The 20,325-nt window shown below is 66.1% G+C and carries 20 protein-coding genes; 7 read left to right on the top strand and 13 right to left on the bottom strand.

Annotation, left to right across the window (positions count from 1 at the left end):
- Window positions 1-81: 81 nt before the first annotated feature.
- The 5 genes from trxA (at window position 82) to AAW51_RS11145 (ending at window position 5,675) form a co-directional block, all read left to right on the top strand.
- Window positions 82-411 carry a thioredoxin TrxA gene (gene trxA / locus AAW51_RS11165; RefSeq protein WP_047194687.1) on the top strand — a complete coding sequence of 110 codons (330 nt, stop codon included), beginning with the start codon at window positions 82-84 and terminating at the stop codon, window positions 409-411.
- A 240-nt stretch (window positions 412-651) separates the two neighbouring features.
- Window positions 652-1,914 (top strand): transcription termination factor Rho, encoded by a 1,263-nt coding sequence (gene rho / locus AAW51_RS11160; protein WP_047194686.1) that lies wholly within the window; start codon window positions 652-654, stop codon window positions 1,912-1,914.
- Window positions 1,915-2,239: 325 nt separating this feature from the next.
- A complete protein-coding gene (locus AAW51_RS11155; protein WP_047194685.1) occupies window positions 2,240-2,500 on the top strand; it encodes a type B 50S ribosomal protein L31 in 261 nt (86 codons plus the stop codon).
- A 158-nt stretch (window positions 2,501-2,658) separates the two neighbouring features.
- Window positions 2,659-4,314, top strand: a complete 1,656-nt coding sequence (locus tag AAW51_RS11150; RefSeq protein ID WP_047194684.1) for a hypothetical protein — start codon at window positions 2,659-2,661, stop codon at window positions 4,312-4,314.
- Window positions 4,314-5,675, top strand: a complete 1,362-nt coding sequence (locus AAW51_RS11145) for an MATE family efflux transporter (RefSeq protein ID WP_047194683.1) — start codon at window positions 4,314-4,316, stop codon at window positions 5,673-5,675. The genes AAW51_RS11150 and AAW51_RS11145 overlap by 1 nt, the downstream gene beginning before the upstream one ends.
- Window positions 5,676-5,709: 34 nt before the next feature.
- On the opposite strand, the gene phoR is transcribed toward AAW51_RS11145, so the two are convergent.
- The 7 genes from phoR to pstS form a co-directional block, all read right to left on the bottom strand.
- Window positions 5,710-7,068 carry a phosphate regulon sensor histidine kinase PhoR gene (gene phoR / locus AAW51_RS11140; protein ID WP_047194682.1) on the bottom strand — a complete coding sequence of 453 codons (1,359 nt, stop codon included), beginning with the start codon at window positions 7,066-7,068 and terminating at the stop codon, window positions 5,710-5,712.
- A gap of 88 nt (window positions 7,069-7,156) precedes the next feature.
- Window positions 7,157-7,855: a phosphate regulon transcriptional regulator PhoB gene (gene phoB / locus AAW51_RS11135; RefSeq protein ID WP_047194681.1), complete on the bottom strand. Its 699-nt coding sequence runs from the start codon at window positions 7,853-7,855 to the stop codon at window positions 7,157-7,159.
- Between the two features lie 34 nt (window positions 7,856-7,889).
- Window positions 7,890-8,597, bottom strand: coding sequence for a phosphate signaling complex protein PhoU (phoU, locus tag AAW51_RS11130; protein WP_047194680.1), 708 nt, complete (start codon window positions 8,595-8,597; stop codon window positions 7,890-7,892).
- Between the two features lie 19 nt (window positions 8,598-8,616).
- Window positions 8,617-9,402, bottom strand: coding sequence for a phosphate ABC transporter ATP-binding protein PstB (gene pstB, locus AAW51_RS11125; RefSeq protein WP_047194679.1), 786 nt, complete (start codon window positions 9,400-9,402; stop codon window positions 8,617-8,619).
- Between the two features lie 22 nt (window positions 9,403-9,424).
- The gene (gene pstA / locus AAW51_RS11120; RefSeq protein WP_083438685.1) at window positions 9,425-10,321 is read right to left on the bottom strand and encodes a phosphate ABC transporter permease PstA; all 897 of its coding nucleotides are present in this window, start codon (window positions 10,319-10,321) and stop codon (window positions 9,425-9,427) included.
- A 241-nt stretch (window positions 10,322-10,562) separates the two neighbouring features.
- Entirely contained in the window at window positions 10,563-11,540 is a 978-nt protein-coding gene (gene pstC, locus AAW51_RS11115) for a phosphate ABC transporter permease PstC (protein WP_047194678.1), read from the bottom strand.
- A 139-nt stretch (window positions 11,541-11,679) separates the two neighbouring features.
- The gene (pstS, locus tag AAW51_RS11110; protein ID WP_047194677.1) at window positions 11,680-12,720 is read right to left on the bottom strand and encodes a phosphate ABC transporter substrate-binding protein PstS; all 1,041 of its coding nucleotides are present in this window, start codon (window positions 12,718-12,720) and stop codon (window positions 11,680-11,682) included.
- A gap of 278 nt (window positions 12,721-12,998) precedes the next feature.
- Between pstS and AAW51_RS11105 the strand changes: the two genes are divergently transcribed.
- Window positions 12,999-13,484, top strand: coding sequence for a fasciclin domain-containing protein (locus tag AAW51_RS11105; protein ID WP_047194676.1), 486 nt, complete (start codon window positions 12,999-13,001; stop codon window positions 13,482-13,484).
- A gap of 222 nt (window positions 13,485-13,706) precedes the next feature.
- Here the strand turns inward: AAW51_RS11105 and glmM are convergent, their stop codons facing one another.
- The 4 genes from glmM to AAW51_RS11085 all read right to left on the bottom strand — a co-directional run bounded on the left by glmM (window position 13,707) and on the right by AAW51_RS11085 (window position 18,830).
- On the bottom strand, window positions 13,707-15,041 hold the full coding sequence (gene glmM, locus AAW51_RS11100) for a phosphoglucosamine mutase (protein ID WP_047194675.1): 1,335 nt from the start codon (window positions 15,039-15,041) through the stop codon (window positions 13,707-13,709).
- 58 nt (window positions 15,042-15,099) lie between these two features.
- Window positions 15,100-15,927, bottom strand: a complete 828-nt coding sequence (gene folP / locus AAW51_RS11095; RefSeq protein ID WP_047194674.1) for a dihydropteroate synthase — start codon at window positions 15,925-15,927, stop codon at window positions 15,100-15,102.
- Between the two features lie 133 nt (window positions 15,928-16,060).
- A complete protein-coding gene (ftsH, locus tag AAW51_RS11090; protein WP_047194673.1) occupies window positions 16,061-17,968 on the bottom strand; it encodes an ATP-dependent zinc metalloprotease FtsH in 1,908 nt (635 codons plus the stop codon).
- A gap of 181 nt (window positions 17,969-18,149) precedes the next feature.
- Entirely contained in the window at window positions 18,150-18,830 is a 681-nt protein-coding gene (locus AAW51_RS11085; RefSeq protein ID WP_047194672.1) for an RlmE family RNA methyltransferase, read from the bottom strand.
- Between the two features lie 20 nt (window positions 18,831-18,850).
- On the opposite strand from AAW51_RS11085, the gene AAW51_RS11080 reads away from it, so the two are divergent.
- Window positions 18,851-19,327 (top strand): YhbY family RNA-binding protein, encoded by a 477-nt coding sequence (locus tag AAW51_RS11080; protein ID WP_047194671.1) that lies wholly within the window; start codon window positions 18,851-18,853, stop codon window positions 19,325-19,327.
- Between the two features lie 11 nt (window positions 19,328-19,338).
- Here AAW51_RS11080 and AAW51_RS11075 read toward each other — a convergent pair whose 3' ends face one another.
- Complete coding sequence (locus AAW51_RS11075; protein WP_047194670.1) at window positions 19,339-19,779, bottom strand: DUF4149 domain-containing protein; 441 nt, start codon at window positions 19,777-19,779, stop codon at window positions 19,339-19,341.
- Between the two features lie 35 nt (window positions 19,780-19,814).
- Window positions 19,815-20,291 (bottom strand): transcription elongation factor GreA, encoded by a 477-nt coding sequence (greA, locus tag AAW51_RS11070; protein ID WP_047194669.1) that lies wholly within the window; start codon window positions 20,289-20,291, stop codon window positions 19,815-19,817.
- Window positions 20,292-20,325: the final 34 nt, after the last annotated feature.

Below are 20,325 nucleotides of genomic sequence, written 5' to 3'. Positions count from 1 at the left end.
CCCGCAGGCCCCGGGAGGGTTTGTGTCAGAATCATTGTGCCTTTGTCGGAGCATGGCTTCGACCCATCCGAGGACCGAATAATGAGCAGCGAGCTGATCAAACACATCTCCGACGCGTCGTTTGACGCCGACGTCCTGCAGGCCGACAAGCCGGTGCTGGTGGACTACTGGGCCGAATGGTGCGGCCCTTGCAAGATGATCGCCCCCATCCTGGACGAAGTGGCCAAGGATTATGACGGCCGGCTCGCGATCGCCAAGATGAACGTCGACGAAAACCGCGAAGTGCCGTCCAAATTCGGCATCCGCGGCATTCCGACCCTGATGTTGTTCAAGGGCGGCCAGCTCGCCGCCACCAAGGTCGGCGCTTTGTCGAAAGCGCAGTTGACGGCCTTCCTCGACGGTCATCTATAATTTCTGCCAATGCATCGGGAGTCGCGGCCACAAGCCCGGTTCCCGGTAGCACAAGTTTCGCCACTACGCACCTCGTTCGCCGCGTAGTTTCGGCCCCCAACTCCAGCGTCTTCAGACTCGCGCTCGTCGCAGTCCTGCGCCAGTTCTCGCGGCATCCGTCCGGTCGGGCTGCGAGCGCCGCCGAAGTCCATCCAGACGTCGCCGTTGGCAGTGCGGCGTCAACGACAAGGGTATTCACCCATGCAACTATCCGAACTCAAAGTCCTTCACGTCTCGGAACTCATCAAGATGGCCGAGTCGCTGGAGATCGAGAACACCAGCCGCATGCGCAAGCAGGAGCTGATGTTCGCGATCATGAAGCGGCGCGCCAAGCAGGGCGAGCAGATCTTCGGCGACGGCGTGCTCGAGGTCTTGCCGGACGGTTTTGGCTTCCTGCGCTCTCCCGAGACGAGCTATCTGGCCAGCACCGACGACATTTATCTGTCGCCCAGCCAGATCCGGCGCTTCAACCTCCACACCGGTGACGCCATCGAAGGCGAAGTCCGCGTGCCCAAGGACGGCGAGCGCTATTTTGCGCTGGTGAAGGTCGACCGCGTGAACGGTCTGACGCCCGAGGAGAACAAGCACAAGATCATGTTCGAGAACTTGACGCCGCTGTTCCCGAAGGAGCAGTTCAAGCTCGAACGCGAGATCAAGTCCGAAGAGAACATCACCGGCCGTATCGTCGACCTGATCGCACCGATCGGCAAAGGCCAGCGGGCTTTGCTGGTGGCGCCGCCCAAGAGCGGCAAGACCGTGATGATGCAGCACCTCGCGCACGCCATCATCGCCAACCACCCCGATGTCTACCTGATCGTGCTGCTCGTCGACGAGCGGCCCGAGGAAGTGACCGAAATGCAGCGCACCGTGCGCGGCGAGGTCATCAGCTCGACCTTCGACGAGCCGGCGGCGCGCCACGTGCAAGTCGCCGAGATGGTGATCGAGCGTGCCAAGCGCCTGGTCGAGTTGAAGAAGGACGTGGTGATCCTGCTCGATTCGATCACCCGTCTGGCGCGTGCGTACAACAACGTGCTGCCCTCGTCGGGCAAGGTGTTGACCGGCGGTGTCGACGCCAACGCGCTGCAGCGGCCCAAACGCTTCTTCGGCGCGGCCCGCAACATCGAGGAAGGCGGCTCGCTGACCATCATCGGCACCGCGCTGGTCGACACCGGCAGCCGCATGGACGAGGTGATCTACGAAGAGTTCAAGGGCACCGGCAACTGCGAGATCCACATGGACCGTCGCATGGCCGAGAAGCGCGTCTACCCGTCCATCCTGCTGAACAAGTCGGGCACGCGTCGCGAAGAGCTGCTGCTCAAGCCCGAGATCCTGCAAAAGACCTGGATCCTGCGCAAGCTGCTCTACCCGATGGACGAGATCGAGGCGATGGAGTTCATCCTCGACAAGATGAAGTCGACGAAGACCAATCTGGACTTCTTCGACATGATGCGCCGCGGCGGCTGAAACGCCGGGGGCATCGAGCGGAAAAGGCCGGGCGACCGGCCTTTTCTGTTTTCCGCTTTACAGGGCGCGATTTCCGCGGCCTGCCGGCGCGGCGGAATCTCGGGTCGGCACCCGGCGGGTCCGCCCCGCTGCCCGCCCCTTTACAACGCCGCCGCTGGCGAGCCTCCCCGAGGGGAGTGTGCAGTCCTTGCGCTCCCCGGGCTCCTGGGCCCTGGATAAGTTGTTGATCTCCATGGCATAATCCGCGGTTTTCCGCTTCCGGAAAGTGCCTCGAAAGGGTCGAGGTGGCTCCCGGCGCATAGGATCAGCGAAAGAGAGCGATCGCATGAAAGAAGGCATCCACCCCAACTACCGCGAAGTGTGCTTCGTGGATCTGTCCAACGGCTTCAAGTTCGTGACCCGTTCTTGCGCTCAGACCAAAGAAACCGTCAAGATGGATGACGGTCGCGAGCTGCCGCTGTTCAAGCTGGAAACCACCAGCGAGTCGCACCCCTTCTACACCGGCACGCAAAAGAGCGTGGACTCGCTCGGCGGCCGCGTCGAGAAGTTCCGCAACAAGTTTGCGCGCGTGGGCATCAAGAAGTAAGCAGCGTCGTATCGTCTGCAAGAGGGCAGCCAGGGTAACCGGCTGCCCTTTTTGTTTGCGGCGTGCCCAAGCCCCGGGCGTCGCCCGCCCGGCGTACGCGCCAATTTGCTGCATCATCCCGGCTTTGCGACTGCCGACCGCCCTGCACCCCCCTTCACGTGAATCACCCTAGCCCCGCCATCGTCACGCAACGCGCCGCGCAACGCCTGCCGCGCCTGCCGCTGCTGTTGCTCTGCGCCGCCTATGTGCTGCCCGGACTGTTCGGACGTGACCCCTGGCGCAGCGCCGACGTGACCGCGTTCGGCTTCATGCACAGCCTCGCCACGGGCCGCAGCGACCTGTGGCATCCGCTGGTCGGCGGTTTGCCGCCCGAAGGCGGGCTGCTGCCGTATTGGCTGGGCGCCGGCTTCATCCGGCTGTTCGCCGACGTGCTCGACCCGGCGCTGGCCGCGCGCATTCCCTTCGCCCTGCTGCTGGTCGGCGTGCTGCTGTTGACCTGGTACACCTGCTACCACCTGGCCCGCACGCAGGCAGCCCAGCCGGTGTCGTTCGCGTTCGGCGGCGAAGCCACCCCGGTGGACTATGCGCGAGCGATTGCCGACGGTGCCGTGCTCGCGCTGCTCGCGACGCTCGGGCTGCTGCAACTGGGCCACGAAACCACGCCCGAGCTGCTGCAGCTCAGCGGCGTCACGTTGTTCATCTACGCGCTGGCCGCCAGCGGCGTCCGCAGCCTCAAGCCCCGGGTGGCGGTGCTGACGGCGCTGCCGTTGATGGCCGGCAGCGGCGCGCCCAACATCGCGGTGTTTCTCGGGCTGGTGGGCCTGTCGGTGTGCTGGATGTCGCACGATGCGCAAACGCGCCGTTTCGTCACCTGGGTGGCCGCAGCCCTGCTGCTGGCAGCGCTGACCGCCACCACCTTCGATGCCTGGGCCTGGAAGGCCGACCCGCGGCCCCAGCTGCGCCAGGTGTTGCGCCTGCTGGCCTGGTTTACCTGGCCCGCCTGGCCGCTGGTGGCGTGGACCTTGTGGGTGTGGCGGCGCCATTGGCTCAAGCGGCATATCGCCGTGCCACTGTTCACCGCACTGATCGCGCTGGTGGCCTGTGTCGTGATGAACGGCTCGGACCGTGCCTTGATGCTGGCCCTGCCGTCGCTGGCGGTGCTGGCCGGCTTTTCGCTGCCGACCCTGCGCCGTGGGGTGGCGTCGGCGATCGACTGGTTTTCGGTCTTCTTCTTCAGTTTCTGCGCGCTGACGATCTGGGTCATCTATTTGTCGATGCACACCAACGTGCCGGCCAAACCCGCGGCGAATATCGCCCGCCTCGCGCCCGGCTTCGAGCCCCTGTTTTCGGTGCCGGCGCTGGTGTTCGCGGTGGCCGGTACGCTGGCATGGCTGTGGCTGGTGCGCTGGCGTGCCGGCCGCAATCGCGAAGAGCTGTGGCGCAGCCTGGTGCTGCCGGCCAGCGGCGTCGCGCTGGGCTGGCTGCTGCTGATGACGCTGTGGTTGCCGGCACTCGACTACGGCCGCAGCGAACGGCCTCTGGTGCAACGGCTGAGCCGCTACCTGCCCTACGGCGTGTGCCTCGAGGCGCACGGCCTGCCGCGCAGCGAGATGGCGGCGCTCGAGGTGCACGGCGGGTTTCAGGTCTATGCGAGCCATGCGCTGTATCCGCCACGCTGTGACTATCTGCTGGTGCGGGGCGGCCGCAGTGCACCCGAGCCGGGCGGCTGGACGCTGCTCGGGCGTGCCCAGCGGCCAACCGACCGGAGCGACTTCACCTACGTCTTCCGCCGCCACGGCGCGGACGAGGACTGATGCCGGCGCTGCGTCGCATCGCCCGTGACGCCGCCACCATCCTGGTGGGCCAGCTGGCGACCATCGGTTTCGGCGTGGCCGACACCATCATGGCGGGCCGCCACGCCAGCGTCGACCTGGCGGCCTTGTCGATCGGCGCGGCGATCTACATCAGCGTCTATGTGGGCGCGAGCGGCGTGGTGCAGGCCCTGATTCCGGTGGTGGGCCACCACCGCGGCGCGCAGCAGGACCAGGAGGTCGGAGAGGCCTTCCGCCAGACCGTCTACCTCGCCTTGCTACTCGGCTTGCCAGGGCTGCTGCTGATGCGCTCGCCCGACGTGGTGCTGGCCCTCACCGGCGCGCCTCCGGACGTGGCGGCCCGGGTGCGCGACTATCTCGGCTGGCTGGCCTTCGGCATGCCGCTGGCCTTGCTGTTTCGCTGCTACACCAGTCTCAACCAGGGCATCTCCAAGCCGCTGCTGGTCACGGCGCTGCAACTCGGGGCGCTGGCGCTCAAGCTGCCCCTGAACGCCTGGCTGATCTTCGGCGGGGCCGGCCTGCCGGCGCTGGGCATCGAAGGTTGCGGCATCGCGACGCTGCTGATCAATGCCGCGTTGGTGCTGGTGGGCGCCACGATGTTGTGGCGGCACCCGATCTACCGACCGTTTTCCCTCTGGACCGGCTGGCATGGACCGCGCTGGTCGGTCCAGAAAGAACTGCTGCGGCTCGGGCTGCCTGCGGGCGCCAGCTACTTCGTCGAAGTCACCGCCTTCACGCTGATGGCGCTGTTCATCGCCCGCTTCGGCACCAACGCCCTGGGCGGGCACCAGATCGTGGCCAACCTGGCCAGCGTGATGTACATGCTGCCGCTGTCGATCGCGATCGCCACCGGTGCACAGGTGTCGCAGTTGCGCGGCGCGGGCGAGGTCGCCGCGGCACGCCGGGCCGGCTGGCAAGGCATCGCGCTGGCGGTGGGCTTGTCGGTGCTGCTCGGCGGTCTCGTGTTCGCGCTGCGGCCCTGGCTGGTGGCGGTCTACAGCCGCGACCCGGTGGTGCGCGATGCCGCGGCGGCGCTGTTCGTCTACATCGCGCTGTACCAGCTGTTCGACGCCACCCAGGTCAACGCGGCCTTCGCGCTGCGGTCCTTCCGCGTGGCGCTGCTGCCGGCCGCCGTCTATGTCGTCGCCTCGTGGGGCTTGGGACTGGGCGGCGGTTATGCGCTGGCCTTCAACGTCGGCGGTGAGGTGCCCGCGATCCTGCACGGCGCGAGCGGCTTCTGGTTCGGCAATTTGACGGCGCTGGGGCTGGTGTCGGTGGTGTTGACGCTGCTGTACCGGCGCGTGGCCAAAGCCGCAGTGGCCATGCCGGGCAGCGTGGGATAGCGCCCGCACCGCAGCAGCGCCCCGGCGTGCAAAGCTACTGCGACCCGACGTCGGCCACGCTCGGCGCCGGGGCGGGCTCGGCCTGGGCCGGGCGCACGCGCAGCGACGGGAAGATCAGCCTGAACTGCGAGCCCTTGCCGGGTTCGCTCTCGACGTCCAGCTCGCCGCCGTGGCGTTGGATCACATGCTTCACAATGGACAGGCCCAGGCCAGTCCCGCCGGTCTCGCGGGAGCGGCTGCCGTCGACCCGGTAGAAGCGCTCGGTGAGGCGGGGAATGTGTTCTTTCTCGATGCCGATGCCGCTGTCCCGGACGCAGAACTCGCCGCTGCCATTGGAGCTGGTCAACCAGTGCACGTGCACGCTGCCGCCATCGGGCGTGTAGCGGATGGCATTCGTGACGAGGTTGGTCAGGGCGCTCAGCAATTCGGTTTCGGCACCGGCCAGTTGCGCCGGTGCATCGATCGTGAAGCTGAGCTGGTGCCGGCCTTGCGACAGCGTCTTGGCGTCGCCCTCGACGTGTCGCATCAGCTTGTCGACGTCGATCCAACGGTCGGCGCGCGGACGCGGGCTGCCTTCGAGCTGCGCGAGCGTCAGCAGATCGCTGACCAGACCTTGCATGCGTGTCGTCTGCTGCTCCATCAGCGTCAACACCCGCTTGCGCTCCACTTCGGTGAGCGGCAGGTTGGTCAGCGTTTCGATGAAACCCGACAGCACGGTGAGCGGCGTGCGCATCTCGTGCGAAACGTTGGCGACGAAGTCGCGGCGCATGGTTTCGGTCCGCTCGCGCTCGGTGATGTCTTGCGACAGCACCAGCTTCATGCCGCCGCCATAGGGACGGATCAGCACCGACAGCATGGTGCGGCCGCCGGGGCTCGGGAACACCACCGGCTGGGTGAAATCGCGCTCACGCAGATAGGCGACGAAGGCCGGCGCGCGCACCAGATTGGTCAGCCGCTGGCTCAGGTCGCGCTGCGGGTCGAGGCCGAAATGTTCGGCGGCGAGCCGGTTGCACCACTCGATCTGCTCATTGGCGTCGAGCAGCATCACGCCGTTGGGAGAGGCCTCGATCCCGGACAGGAATTGCGCCAGCCGGGCCTTCTCCTGCACCACGGTCATCTCACGCGTGCGGATTGCGCGCTCGACCCGGTAGCCCAACTCACCCCAAAAGCCGGTGTCGCGCGGTGCCGGGCCGTTTTGCGAGCCCCGCAACCATGCCAGCAGCCGGTGGCCGCGCAAGACGTCGAGCAACACCACCGAGCAGGCACCGAGCGCGCCGCCGAGGACGCTGCCGAACACCGGCGACTGCATCGTGAGGCCCACCAGATGGCCGAGCCACCCGCCCAGCGACACCGCGCCCAGCGACAACAGCAAGCGCAACAGCAACCAGCTCATCGGGACCTTCGCTTGCGGGATGTGAGGCGGTGGGCGGTGAACCAGGCGGCCGCGTGACAGTGCTCGCGGCCGGGTACGACGACGCGGATCACGCGGCGGTCGACACCTGTTGGGTGAGCCGGTAGCCCGCGCCGCGCACGGTCTCGATCATCTGCGCGCACTGCACCGGTGACAAGGCCTCACGCAATCGCTTGACATGGACATCGACCGTGCGCTCCTCGATGAACACGTGGTCGCCCCAGACCCGGTCGAGCAACTGGGCCCGGCTGTGCACACGTTCCGGATGGGTCATGAAGAAGTGCAGCAGCTTGAACTCGGTCGGGCCGACCTTGACGTCGCGCTCGCCACACGACACGCGCCGGGTGGCGGGGTCGAGCCGCAGGGCCCCGACTTCCACCGCCGAATCGAGCGCTTCCGGCGCCTTGCGGCGCAGCACGGCCCGGATGCGGGCCATCAGCTCATTGGTCGAGAACGGCTTGGTGAGGTAGTCGTCGGCGCCGGCGTCGAGGCCCGCGATCTTGTCGGCCTCGTCGGAGCGGGCGGTCAGCATGATGACCGGCATCTCCTTGGTCCGCGCTTCGCTGCGCCAGCGCTTGGCCAGCGCGAGGCCGGACTGCCCGGGGAGCATCCAGTCGAGGATCACGAGGTCGGGCAGCACCCGGTCGACCTCGGCCTGGGCGCGCAAGGCGTCAGGCGCCACGCTGACTTCATAGCCCGTATGCCGCAGATTGAGCGAAATCAGCTCGGCGATCGCGGCTTCGTCCTCCACCACCAGAACACGGCTCATGAGCTCTCCTGTCGACTGTTGTGGACTGCTGTGCTTACTTCAGCACCGACTCGACACTTTCCATCGGGATGTGGCGGACGTCGGTGCCTTTGACGATGTAGATGATCTGCTCGGCCAGGTTTTTCGCATGGTCACCCACGCGCTCGATGGCCTTGGCGACGAACACCAGGTCGATGCTGGCCGAGATGGTGCGCGGGTCTTCCATCATGTAGGTGATGAGCTTGCGCATCAGGCCGTCGAACTCCTGGTCGATCTGGTTGTCCTGCTTGAGCACCTCGACCGCCTTCTTCACGTCGAGGCGGGCAAAGGCGTCGAGCGTCTTGCGCAGCTGCTCGGTGGCCAGCGTGGCTTCGAACGACACGTCAGCCACGGGCAAGCGCATGCGGCTCGACACGCCGGTGTTGATCAGGCGCTGCACCGTGCGGGCGATGCGGGCGGCCTCGTCGCCCACCCGCTCGAGGTTGCCGATGGTCTTGGAGATCGCAATCAAGAGGCGCAGGTCGCGCGCGGTCGGTTGGCGCCGCGCGATGATGGTGGACAGATCGCGGTCGATCTCGACCTCCATCTGGTTCACGCGTTCTTCCTGCGCGATCACCTGGCTGGCGGTTTCGCCGCTGAAGTTCGTCAGCGCATAGATGGCCTGCGCCACCTGCGCCTCGACCAAACCGCCCATCTCCAGCACCCGGGTCGAGATGCCGCTCAGCTCGGCGTCGAACTGCGTCGACAGATGTTTGTCGCTCATCGCGTGTCTCCTGTGCGGCTCAGCCGAAGCGGCCGGTGATGTAGTCCTCGGTGTCCTTCTGCTTGGGCTTCATGAACAGGTCGGACGTGGGGCCGAACTCGATCAGGTCGCCCAAATACATGTAGGCGGTGTAGTCCGAGCACCGCGCCGCCTGCTGCATGTTGTGGGTCACGATCACGACCGTGTAGTCGTTCTTCAGCTCGTGGATCAGCTCCTCGATCTTGCCAGTCGAGATCGGGTCCAGCGCAGAACAAGGTTCGTCGAGCAGCAGCACTTCGGGCTTGATCGCGATGCCGCGGGCAATGCACAGACGCTGCTGCTGGCCGCCCGACAAGCCGGCGCCACTCTGGCCGAGCTTGTCTTTCACTTCTTTCCAGAGCGCCGCCTTCTTCAGCGCCCACTCGACCCGTTCGTCCATCTCGGCGCGCGGCAGGCTCTCGAACAAGCGCACGCCGAAGGCGATGTTGTCGTAGATCGACATCGGGAACGGCGTCGGCTTCTGGAACACCATGCCCACCTTGGCACGGATCAGTGAGACGTCAAGCTTGGACTTGAGGATGTTCTCGCCGTCGAGCAGGATCTCGCCCTCGGCCCGCTGCTCCGGGTAGAGCTCGAACATGCGGTTGAAGGTGCGCAGCAGCGTCGACTTGCCGCAACCCGAGGGGCCGATGAAGGCGGTGACCTTCTTCTCGGGAATCTCGAGGTTGATGTTCTTCAGCGCGCGAAAGCTGCCGTAATAGAAATTGAGGTTGCGGATCGACAGCTTGGCCTTTTCGGTCACCGGCATCTCGATTTTTTTGTCCATGGGGCGGCCTCGGTACTCGGTCTCAGGATTTGTTGCGGAACAGCGTCCGCGCGACGATGTTGAGCAGCAACACGCCCAGGGTGATCAGGAACACGCCCGCCCAGGCCAGCTTCTGCCAGTTCTCGTAAGGGCTCATCGCGAACTTGAAGATGGTCACCGGCAGGCTGGCCATCGGCGTGTTCAGGTTGGCGGTCCAGAACTGGTTGCTCAACGCGGTGAACAGCAGCGGCGCGGTCTCGCCCGCGATGCGTGCCACCGCCAGCAGAATGCCCGTCACGACGCCCGCGCGGGCGGCCTTCAGCGTCACGAAGGACACCACCTTCCATTTCGGCGTGCCGAGCGCATAGGCGGCCTCACGCAGCGCGTTGGGAATCAGCATCAGCATGTTCTCGGTGGTGCGGATCACCACCGGGATCACGATCAGCGCCAGCGCCAGCACCCCGGCCCAGCCGGAAAAACCCCTCATCGGCGCGACCATGACGGCATAGATGAACAGGCCGATCACGATGGACGGTGCGGACAGCAGGATGTCGTTGATGAAGCGGGTGACATTGCCGAGCAGGCCGCGCTGGCCGTATTCGGCCAGGTAGATGCCCGCCAGAATGCCGACCGGCGTGCCCACCAGCGTGGCCAGCGTCACCATCACCAGCGAGCCGAAGATGGCATTGGCCAGCCCGCCGGTGTCGGCCTGCGGCGCCGGTGTCATCTCGGTGAACAACGACCACGTCATGCCACCGATGCCCAGCCGCACGGTTTCGAACAAGATCCAGAGCAGCCAGAACACGCCGAACGCCATGGCCAGCAGCGACAGCGTCAGCGCGATCGCGTTGACGCGCTTGCGCCTGCGGTGCATCGCCAAACGCCCGGGATCGAACAGAGGCGCCTGGGCAGGCTCCGACAGCCGAGACTCGGTTGGCATGGCGGCGTGGGCGAGGTCGGTCGGCGAAGAACGGTCGATCGAACTCATTGGAGAACCTCCGTGCTGCGCACTGCGGTGCGAGCCCCCTCCGGGGCGGCCGAGCGGGGGCTCCATTGGAGAACCTCCGTGCTGCGCACTCCGGTGCGAGCCCCCTCCGGGGCGGCCGAGCGGGGGCTCCATCGGGAAACCTCCGTGCTGCGCACTCCGGTGCGAGCCCCCTCCGGGGCGGCCGAGCGGGGGCTCATGCCCGCGCCCCTTCACGCCGCTTCAGGCGCATTAGCAGGATCTTGGAGCAGGACAGCACGACGAAAGTGATGAAGAACAGCACCAGTCCGAGGTAGATCAGCGAGGCCTGGTGCAGGCCTTCGCCTGCCTCTGCGAACTCGTTCGCCAGCGCGGAGGTGATGCTGTTGGCCGGCTCGAACAGCGACGCTGAATTGAGCTGGTTCATGTTGCCGATCAGAAAGGTCACGGCCATGGTTTCACCGAGCGCTCGGCCGAGGCCCAGCATGATGCCGCCGATCACACCGGTCTTGGTGTAGGGCAACACCACCCGCCACATCACCTCCCAGGTGGTGGAACCGAGTCCGTAGGCCGACTCCTTGAGCATCGGGGGCGTCACCTCGAACACATCGCGCATCACCGAGGCGATGAAGGGAATGATCATGATCGCCAGGATGATGCCGGCGGCCAGAATGCCGATGCCCACCGGGGGGCCGGACACCAGGGCGCTGAGATAGGGCGCGTCGCCGGCCAGTGATTGCAGCGGCTGCTGGACATAGGTGGCCAGGATGGGGCCGAACACCAGCAAGCCCCACATGCCGTAGACGATGGACGGCACCGCGGCCAGCAGTTCGATCGCCGTGCCCAACGGGCGGCGCAGCCAGCGCGGCGACAGCTCGGTCAGAAACAGGGCGATGCCGAAGCTGACCGGCACGGCGATCAACAGCGCGATGAACGACGTCATCAGCGTGCCGTAGATCATCACCAGGCCGCCGTACTGCTCCTGCACCGGGTCCCAGTCGCTGCGCCACAGAAAACTCAGGCCGTAGGCCTCGATCGCAGGCGCGGCGCCGATCAACAACGAGATGATGATGCCGGCCAGCAACGCGAGCGTCAGCAGCGCGGCACCGTGCGCCACCGCCGAGAACAGCGTGTCCGCCCAGGGCGCAGCCCGGCGCACGGCAGGCGGCCCGCCCAACGGGTCCGTTCGTTGCATATTGTCAGTCTTGTAGTGGGATGCCTGCAGTGTAGCGGTCACCGTTTTCCCTCCATGCGCGAGCGGGGTGGCGCTGCCACCCCGCTGCTATGCCCTCAGTTCGGCCCGTCGATCATCGTGTCGCTTCGGGCGACGCGGCTCACTTGAACGCGACCGTCTTGCCGCCGGTGTCCTTGATCTCGCCCCACTGCTTGCGCACCAGCGCCTTCACCGAGTCGGGCAGCGGCACGTATTCGAGGTCGGAGGCCATCTTGTCGCCGTTGGCGCTGTAGGCCCACTCGAAGAACTTCAGCGCGTGCGCCGCTTGCGCCGGCTTGTCCTGGGCCTTGTGCATCAGGATGAAGGTGGCGCCGGTGATCGGCCAGCTGTCCTTGCCGGCTTGGTCGGTCAGCACTTGGTAGAAGCTCTTCGACCAGTCGGCGCCGGCCGCGGCGGCCTTGAAGTTCACTTCGTCGGGGGCGACGAACTGGCCGTCCTTGTTACGCAGCAGCACGTGCGACATCTTGTTCTGCTTGGCGTAGGCGTACTCGACGTAGCCGATGGAGTTGGGCAGGCGCTGCACGAAAGCCGACACGCCCTCGTTGCCCTTGCCGCCAGCGCCGGTCGGCCAGTTCACCGCGGTGCCCTCGCCCACCTTGCTCTTCCAGTCGGCGTTCACCTTCGACAGGTAGTTGGTGAAGATGAAGCTGGTGCCGGACCCATCGGCGCGGCGCACCACCGCGATGGTGGCGTCGGGCAGCGACACGCCCGGGTTCAGGGCGGTGACCGCGGCATCGTTCCACTTGGTGATCTTGCCCAGATAGATGTCACCCAGCACCTGGCCGGTCAACTTGATCTGGCCCGGGGCGATGCCCTTGATGTTCACCACCGGGACGACACCGCCGATCACGGTCGGAAACTGGACCAGACCGTCCTTGGCGAGGTCTTCGTCTTTCAACGGAGCGTCAGAAGCGCCGAAATCCACCGTTTTTGCCTTGATCTGCTTCAAACCGGCGCCGGAACCGACGGACTGGTAATTGATACGGACGCCTGCCGCCTTGTTGTAGGCGTCGGCCCACTTGGCATAAACAGGCGCCGGGAAAGAGGCCCCGGCGCCCGTGACGTCCTGGGCCTGGGCATAGCCGGCAACACCGACGAGGGCCGCGGTGGCCAGAGCGGATCGAAACACCGAGAAGTTCATTGCTTGCACCTTTTTGGGAAACGGAAGAAACATCTTTGTTGTTCTTACTCGGGGCGGACTGTAAAAGGGCTCTGTGACAAGCCCGTGACATACGTGTGGCCGGGCCACGGCGCGGCGCGGCGCCAGCTGGGCCCACCGGAGGCTGTCATTTACCGTCATCCCGCCGTCACGGAACCGTCATGTCCCGCTTCTAAGCTCCGCGGCGCCTTCAGCCGGGTGTGTTGCTCACGCCGACCGGCCGGACGCAGCTTCACCACCTTGCTTAGGAGAACGATTCCATGAACCGAACGAACTGGTTGCTCGCCTGCTGCGCCGCGCTGGTCGCCACGCTGATCGGCTGCGCGTCGTCACCGGCGTCGACGCCGATCGCCGACGCCACGGCTGCCAACCCTCAACTGACGACGCTGAACAAGCTGGTGCAGGACGCAGGTCTGGCTAACACCTTGCGCGGCGCCGGCCCGTACACCGTCTTTGCGCCGTCCGACGAGGCCTTCAAGCAGCTGCCGAAAGCGACCCTGGACGCGCTGGCCCAGGACAAGGCACAACTGAAGTCGTTGCTGAGCTATCACGTGGTTGCCGGCAAACTGAGCACTGCGGAGGTGCAGAACGGCAGCGTCAAGACACTGCAGGGCGCGGCATTGGCGCTGAGCAAGGCTGGCAGCTATGTGACCGTGGAAGACGCGATGGTGTTGCAGTCCGATGTGCCGGCGAGCAATGGTGTGGTGCACGTGATCGACCGGGTGCTGGTGCCGCCGAAGAAGTGAGCGGAGGGCGGGAGCGCGTTGCGCCCCCCCCGGCCGGCGGTTTGCCGGGCATTTGTTGCCGGGCTGCCGGGTCGGGCTGAAATGGCCGGCTCGGCGGGCCATCCGGTCATGCACGCGGGCGTCCGCTCATGCGGCGCGCGGTGGCAGCGAGCGCCCCGGGCGAGGCGGCGCGCGCCGGAAACCGGCGCCGGCCGGCAAGTCGCAAGCGTCTGCCGAGGGGGCTCAGCCGGCCCGCACGGTCTCTGCCAAGCGCTCTGCGCAACGCCTGGCCAGACCTTCCTCCTCGGCCTCGACCATCACCCGCAGCAGCGGCTCGGTGCCCGACGGCCGGATCAGCACCCGTCCGCGCTGGTGCAACTCGGCGGTGACGGCTTCCTGCTCACGGGCCAGCGCGGCGTTGCGCTTCCAGTCCTGCCCGGGCTGCAGACGAACGTTGATCAGCGTTTGAGGAAACAGCGTGACGCCGTCGAGCAGTTGCGACAGCGACCGCTCGGAGCGGATCGTCGCCTGCAGCACCTGCAAGGCGCTGACGATGCCGTCGCCGGTGGTGTGCTTGTCGAGCGCCAGCAGATGCCCCGACCCTTCGCCACCCAGTTGCCAGCCGCGGGCGGTCAGTTCTTCGAGCACGTAACGGTCGCCGACCTTGGCGCGCACGAACTCGAGCCCGCGCGCCTGCAGCGCCAACTCGACCGCCATGTTGGTCATCAGCGTCCCGACAACCCCCGGCACCGACTGCTGCTGGGCTAGGCGGTCGCAGACCATCACATAAAGCAACTCGTCGCCGTTGTAGAGGCGGCCGTGACGGTCGACCAATTGCAGGCGGTCGGCGTCGCCGTCCAGCGCGACGCCGTAGTCGGCGCCATGCTGCCGCACCGCCTCGACCAGCGCACCCGGGGACGTCGCCCCCACATGGTCGTTGATGTTGTAGCCGTCGGGCGAGCAGCCGATCGACACGACGTCGGCCCCCAGCTCGTGGAAGACGTCGGGCGCCACTTGATAGGCGGCGCCGTGGGCCGCGTCCACCACCACTTTCAGGCCTTTTAGCGACAGATCGTTGCCGAAGGTGCTCTTGCAGAACTCGATGTAGCGGCCTTGTGCGTCGCTCAGCCGGCGCGCCTTGCCCAGGCCGGCAGAATCGACCCATGACGGCGCTTCGGCCAGCGCCGCCTCGACGTCACGCTCCCACTCGTCGGGCAGCTTTTCGCCGCGGGCTGAAAAAAACTTGATGCCGTTGTCGCCGAACGGGTTGTGCGACGCGCTGATCACCACGCCCAGATCCAGCCGCAGCGCACGCGTGAGATAGGCCACCCCCGGCGTCGGCAAGGGGCCGCTCAGCAACACGTCGACACCGGCCGAGGCGAAGCCAGCCTCCAGGGCCGATTCGAGCATGTAGCCGGAGATCCGCGTGTCTTTGCCGATCAACACCGTGGGCCGCCGCTCGGTGCGCTTGAGGACGCGTCCCACCGCGTGGCCCAGCCGGAGGATGAAGTCCGGAGTGATGGGCACTTGGCCCACCGTGCCACGGATGCCGTCGGTGCCGAAATAGGTTCTGCTCATCGCGTTTCCTGCCTGTGCTGTGCTTGTTGTAACGATCGGTATTTTCGCCGCTCTCGGGTCACGCCAGCCCGGCGTGCTGCCACACCTTTAGGGCATCGACAGTGGCGGCGACATCGTGTACGCGCACGATGCGCGCGCCGCGTTGCACCGCCGCGAGGGCGGCCGCGACGCTGGCAACGAGCCGCTCGCCGACCGGGCGGCCGGTGACGGCCCCGAGCGACGACTTGCGCGACCAGCCGGCCAGCAGCGGATACCCGAGCGCGGCGATTTCGGGCTGGCGCGCCAGCAACTCGAAGTTTTGCTCGACGGTCTTGCCGAAACCGATGCCCGGGTCCAGCACGATACGTTCGGCCCGCACGCCATGGCCTTGCAGTGCCCGGGCGCGCTGCTCGAGAAAAGCGGCCACCTCCCGCACCACATCGTCGTAGCGAGGGGCCGATTGCATCGATTTCGGCTCTCCCTGCATGTGCATCAGGCAGACGCCGCAACCGGGATGCGCCGCTGCCAGCGCGAGGGCCCCGGGCGAGCGCAGGGCATGGATGTCGTTGAGGATGTCGACGCCGAGGTCGAGCGCCGCCTGCATCACCTCGGTCTTGTAGGTGTCCACCGAGATCGGCACGCCCAGGCGCACCGCCTCGCGCAGCACTGGCACCACCCGTTTCAGCTCTTCGTCCAGCGGCAGGGTTGCCGCGCCGGGGCGGCTCGACTCGCCGCCGATGTCCAGCAGATCGGCGCCTTCGCCCAACAGCCGCTCACATTGCAGCAGGGCCGCCCGGGTGTCGGCATGCAGCCCGCCGTCCGAGAAGGAGTCGGGGGTGACGTTGATGATGCCCATCACCCGGGGCCGGTGGAGGTCGATGCGAAAGCGCGAGGTTTGCCAGAACATGGAAAGAATCAGAGCAGAAGGCTCCATCAAAACGACGCTTGAACGCAAAACGGGGCTCGAAGCCCCGTTGTGTCGTCCCGAGCTACGCCGGGCCGCGAAGATGCGCTGCGAAGATGCGCTGTGTTGCGCCGCGTCAGGCGGCCGCCGGTGCGCCGTCGGTGTTGACCGGCGGCGTGCTGCCCCCGCCACCGCTCTTCGGGCTCGAAGGGGCCCAGTCTTTCGGCGGGCGCGGCGGACGGCCGGCCATGATGTCCTCGATCTGCTCGGCGTCGATGGTCTCCCACTCGAGCAAGGCCTTGGCCATCGCGTGCATCTTGTCCTGGTGGTCTTCGATCAGCTTGCGCGCCGTGCTGTACTGGTCGTCGATGATCTTGCGGATCTCGTGGTCGACCTTCTGCATCGTCTGCTCGGAGACGTTGACCTGCTTGGTGATCGAGCGGCCCAGGAAGACCTCGCCCTCGTTCTCGGCGTAAACCATCGGGCCGAGCTCGTCGGTCATGCCGTAACGCGTGACCATGTCGCGCGCGATCTGGGTGGCACGCTCGAAGTCGTTGCTCGCGCCGGTGGTCATCTGGTTCATGAACACCTCTTCCGCAATCCGCCCGCCGAACAGCACCGAAATCGTGTTGAGCATGCGCTCCTTGTCCATGCTGTAGCGGTCGCCCTCGGGCAGCTGCATCGTCACCCCCAGCGCACGGCCGCGCGGGATGATGGTGACCTTGTGCACCGGGTCGGTCTTGGGCAGCAAGCGCGCCACCAGCGCGTGGCCGGCCTCGTGGTAGGCCGTGTTGCGCCGCTCTTCCTCAGGCATCACCATGGACTTGCGCTCCGGGCCCATCAGGATTTTGTCCTTGGCCTTCTCGAAGTCCTGCATTTCCACCACACGGCCGTTACGGCGAGCCGCGAACAGGGCCGACTCGTTCACCAGGTTGGCCAGGTCCGCGCCGGAGAAACCGGGGGTGCCGCGCGCCAGGATGTCAGGCCGCACGTCGGTGCCGATCGGCACCTTGCGCATGTGCACGTTCAGGATCTGCTCACGGCCGCGCACGTCCGGCAGCGTCACATAGACCTGGCGGTCGAAACGGCCCGGGCGCAGCAGCGCGGGGTCGAGAATGTCGGGCCGGTTGGTCGCGGCGATCACGATCACGCCGAGGTTGGTCTCGAAACCGTCCATCTCGACCAGCATCTGGTTCAGCGTCTGCTCGCGCTCGTCGTTCCCGCCGCCCAGACCGGCGCCACGGTGGCGGCCGACGGCGTCGATTTCGTCGACGAAGATGATGCAGGGCGCGTTCTTCTTCGCCTGCTCGAACATGTCACGCACGCGTGCGGCGCCGACACCAACGAACATTTCGACGAAATCGGAGCCCGAGATCGAGAAGAACGGCACCTTGGCTTCGCCGGCGATGCTCTTGGCCAGCAAGGTTTTGCCGGTCCCCGGGGGGCCAACCATCAGCACGCCGCGCGGGATGCGGCCGCCCAATTTCTGGAACTTCTGCGGGTCTTTCAGGAAGTCGACCAACTCCTTGACTTCTTCCTTGGCTTCGTCGCAGCCGGCAACATCCGCGAACGTGACAGAGTTGTTGGATTCATCGAGCATCCGCGCGCGACTTTTGCCGAAGCTGAAGGCGCCGCCTTTGCCGCCTCCCTGCATCTGTCGCATGAAATAGATCCACACCCCGATCAGGAGCAGCATCGGCCCCCAGGAAATCAGGATGCTCATCAGCAGCGACGGCTCTTCGCGCGGCTTGACGTCGAACTTGACGTTGTTGTTGATCAGGTCGCCCACCAGGCCACGGTCCAAGTAGGTGGCCGTGGTGCGGATGCGCTTGTCGTCGTTGGTGACCGCGATGATCTCGGTGCCGCCCGTGCCCTCTTGCAAGGTGACGGCCTTGATGCGCTTGTTACGAACTTCCTCGAGAAAATCGGAATAGCCGATTTGCCCTGAAGTGGCGACGCCGCGATCGAATTGCTTGAACACGGTGAACAACACCAGCGCAATCACCAACCACACCGCCACTTTAGAGAACCATTGATTGTTCACCGCGGCTCCTTCTCCGATGCCTGATAGCCAAAATAGCTCGAATACTCAATAGATCGGGGCAATTCTAGACGAGTCAAGAGGCGTCTCTCTTTGATGTTTCCCACGCTTGTGACAGGTGTTTGCGGAGGTCGCAAGCACCGGGCGGCGCGCCACACCATCGCCCCTTCCCGTCTATCGACCGTCAACTCTGCACCTTGAGACCCCGACCGACCAAAAAGGTTTCCGACGATTTGTCGCGCGAAGCCTTGGGCTTGATCGGCTTGACGCTGCGGAAGGTGCGCTTGAACAGCTCCACCAGCTGGCTGTAACCGCTGCCGTGGAACACCTTGCAGACCAGCGCGCCGTCCGGCCGCAGGTGGGCGACCGAAAACTCGATCGCGAGCTCGACCAGATGGGCGATGCGCGCGGCGTCCGACACCTCGATGCCCGACAGGTTGGGTGCCATGTCCGACACCACCACGTCCACCGGACGGCCAGCGAGCGCGTCACGCAGCTGCTGCAACACCGTGTCCTCGCGAAAATCGCCCTGGATGAACTGCACCCCCTCGATCGGTTCGAAATCGAGCAGATCGAGCGCGATCAGGGTGCCGTTCAACGCACCCACCGCGGCGCCACCGGCGGCCGTCGCATCCTTGGGCGCGAACTTGCGGCGCACGTACTGACTCCACGCGCCCGGCGCCGCGCCCAGGTCGACCACCAGCTGACCCGGCTTCAGCAGGCCCAGCTCTTCATCGATCTCTTTCAGCTTGTAGGCCGCACGCGCCCGGTACCCCTCCTTCTGGGCCAGCCGCACATAGGGATCGGTGAGGTGGTCGTGCAGCCACGCCTTGTTCACTTTCTTGCTTTTGGTTTTGATCTTCATTGCCCAACGATAATACGTGTATGCCTGCCATCAATTTGACCCCCGCCCAGCGCAAAGAAAAGCGCTCGGAAGCCCATCATCTCGACCCCGTCGTGCTCATCGGGGCCGACGGCCTGACGCCCGCGGTGGCCAAGGAAGTCGACGCCGCGCTCAAGGCCCACGGCCTGATCAAGGTGCGTGTGTTCTCGGACGAACGGCAAACACGCGAAGACATCCTCGCCCAGCTCTCCGAGCAGCTCAACGCCGCCCCGGTGCAGCACATCGGCAAGCTGCTGGTGCTGTGGCGCCCCATCCCGCCGAAAGAGAAAACAGAGCGCGAAGACCGCAAGCCGGCGCCCAAGACGGTGAAGGTCGTCAAATACTCGAAGCGCGGCGGGCAGCGGCCTGAAGTGAAGAAGCTCACGGTGCTGGGCAACCAGCGATTGACGCCGGGCGGCACGATCAAGCGCGCCAAGCCGCGCGTCACCAGCCTGAAGAAGAAGGCCTCGTCGGCCTGACCCGGCAGCGCTCAACGGGGGGCACAACGCCAGGCCAGCACCAGGAGCGCCGCCCCTTTCCCCAGGAAGAATGCGCTGGAGACGGCGTGCAGCGCGCCGAACGACCAGCTGCCCTGCCCGGCGCGCGCCTGCTCCATCATGGGTTGGATCGCAAAGTAGCCGGCCACCGTGCAAAACAGGGCGAACAGGGCCAGCAGCAACTCCGGGCTCATCGGCGAGCGCGCCGGCTCCGCCGCCCGGCGGGCGCCGGTGCAGCGACGCTCGACCACGATCAGCAGCACCGCCAGCGCCAAGCTGGCGTAGGCCTCGGTCTGGAACAGACGCGCCGCTGCCCGGCCCGCAGAGACCCGGTCGAGCGCGGCGAACAACGAGGGTGCCGCGGCGCCACCCAGAAACAGCACCATGCCGGCCCATAAGCCGGACAGCCAGCCGCGCAAACGTTGCACTGACATCGAGAGCGAGCAGCAGGGGTGCGGAGGGTCGTCGATCAGCGATAGCGGACTTCGACGACCTCGTAGCGCTTGATGCCGCCGGGCGCCTGCACCTCGGCCACATCGCCGGCTTCCTTGCCGATCAGGGCCCGGGCGATCGGCGAGCTGACGGAAATCAGCCCGTGCTTCAGGTCCGCCTCGTCGTCGCCGACGATCTGGTAGGTGACGGCGTCGCCCGACTCCTCTTCTTCGAGGTCCACGGTGGCGCCAAACACGACGCGGCCACCGGCATCCAGCGCCGACGGGTCGATCACCTGGGCAGCGGCCAGCTTGCCTTCGATCTCGAGGATGCGGCCTTCGATGAAGCCTTGTTTGTCTTTCGCCGCGTCGTACTCGGCGTTCTCGGACAGGTCGCCCTGGGCGCGGGCCTCGGCGATCGCGTTGATCACGGCCGGGCGCTCGACCGTCTTCAGGCGGTGCAGCTCTTCCTTGAGCTTTTCGGCGCCGCGCTTGGTCAATGGAATGGTGGCCATCAGGTTCTCTCCGGCAGCAAAAAATCAGCCGCCG

Source organism: Caldimonas brevitalea (assembly GCF_001017435.1).
GTDB classification, from domain to species: Bacteria; Pseudomonadota; Gammaproteobacteria; order Burkholderiales; family Burkholderiaceae_C; genus Caldimonas; species Caldimonas brevitalea.
The sequence above is the reverse complement of the archived record's forward strand: the minus strand, read 5'-3'. Positions and strand labels throughout refer to the sequence as shown.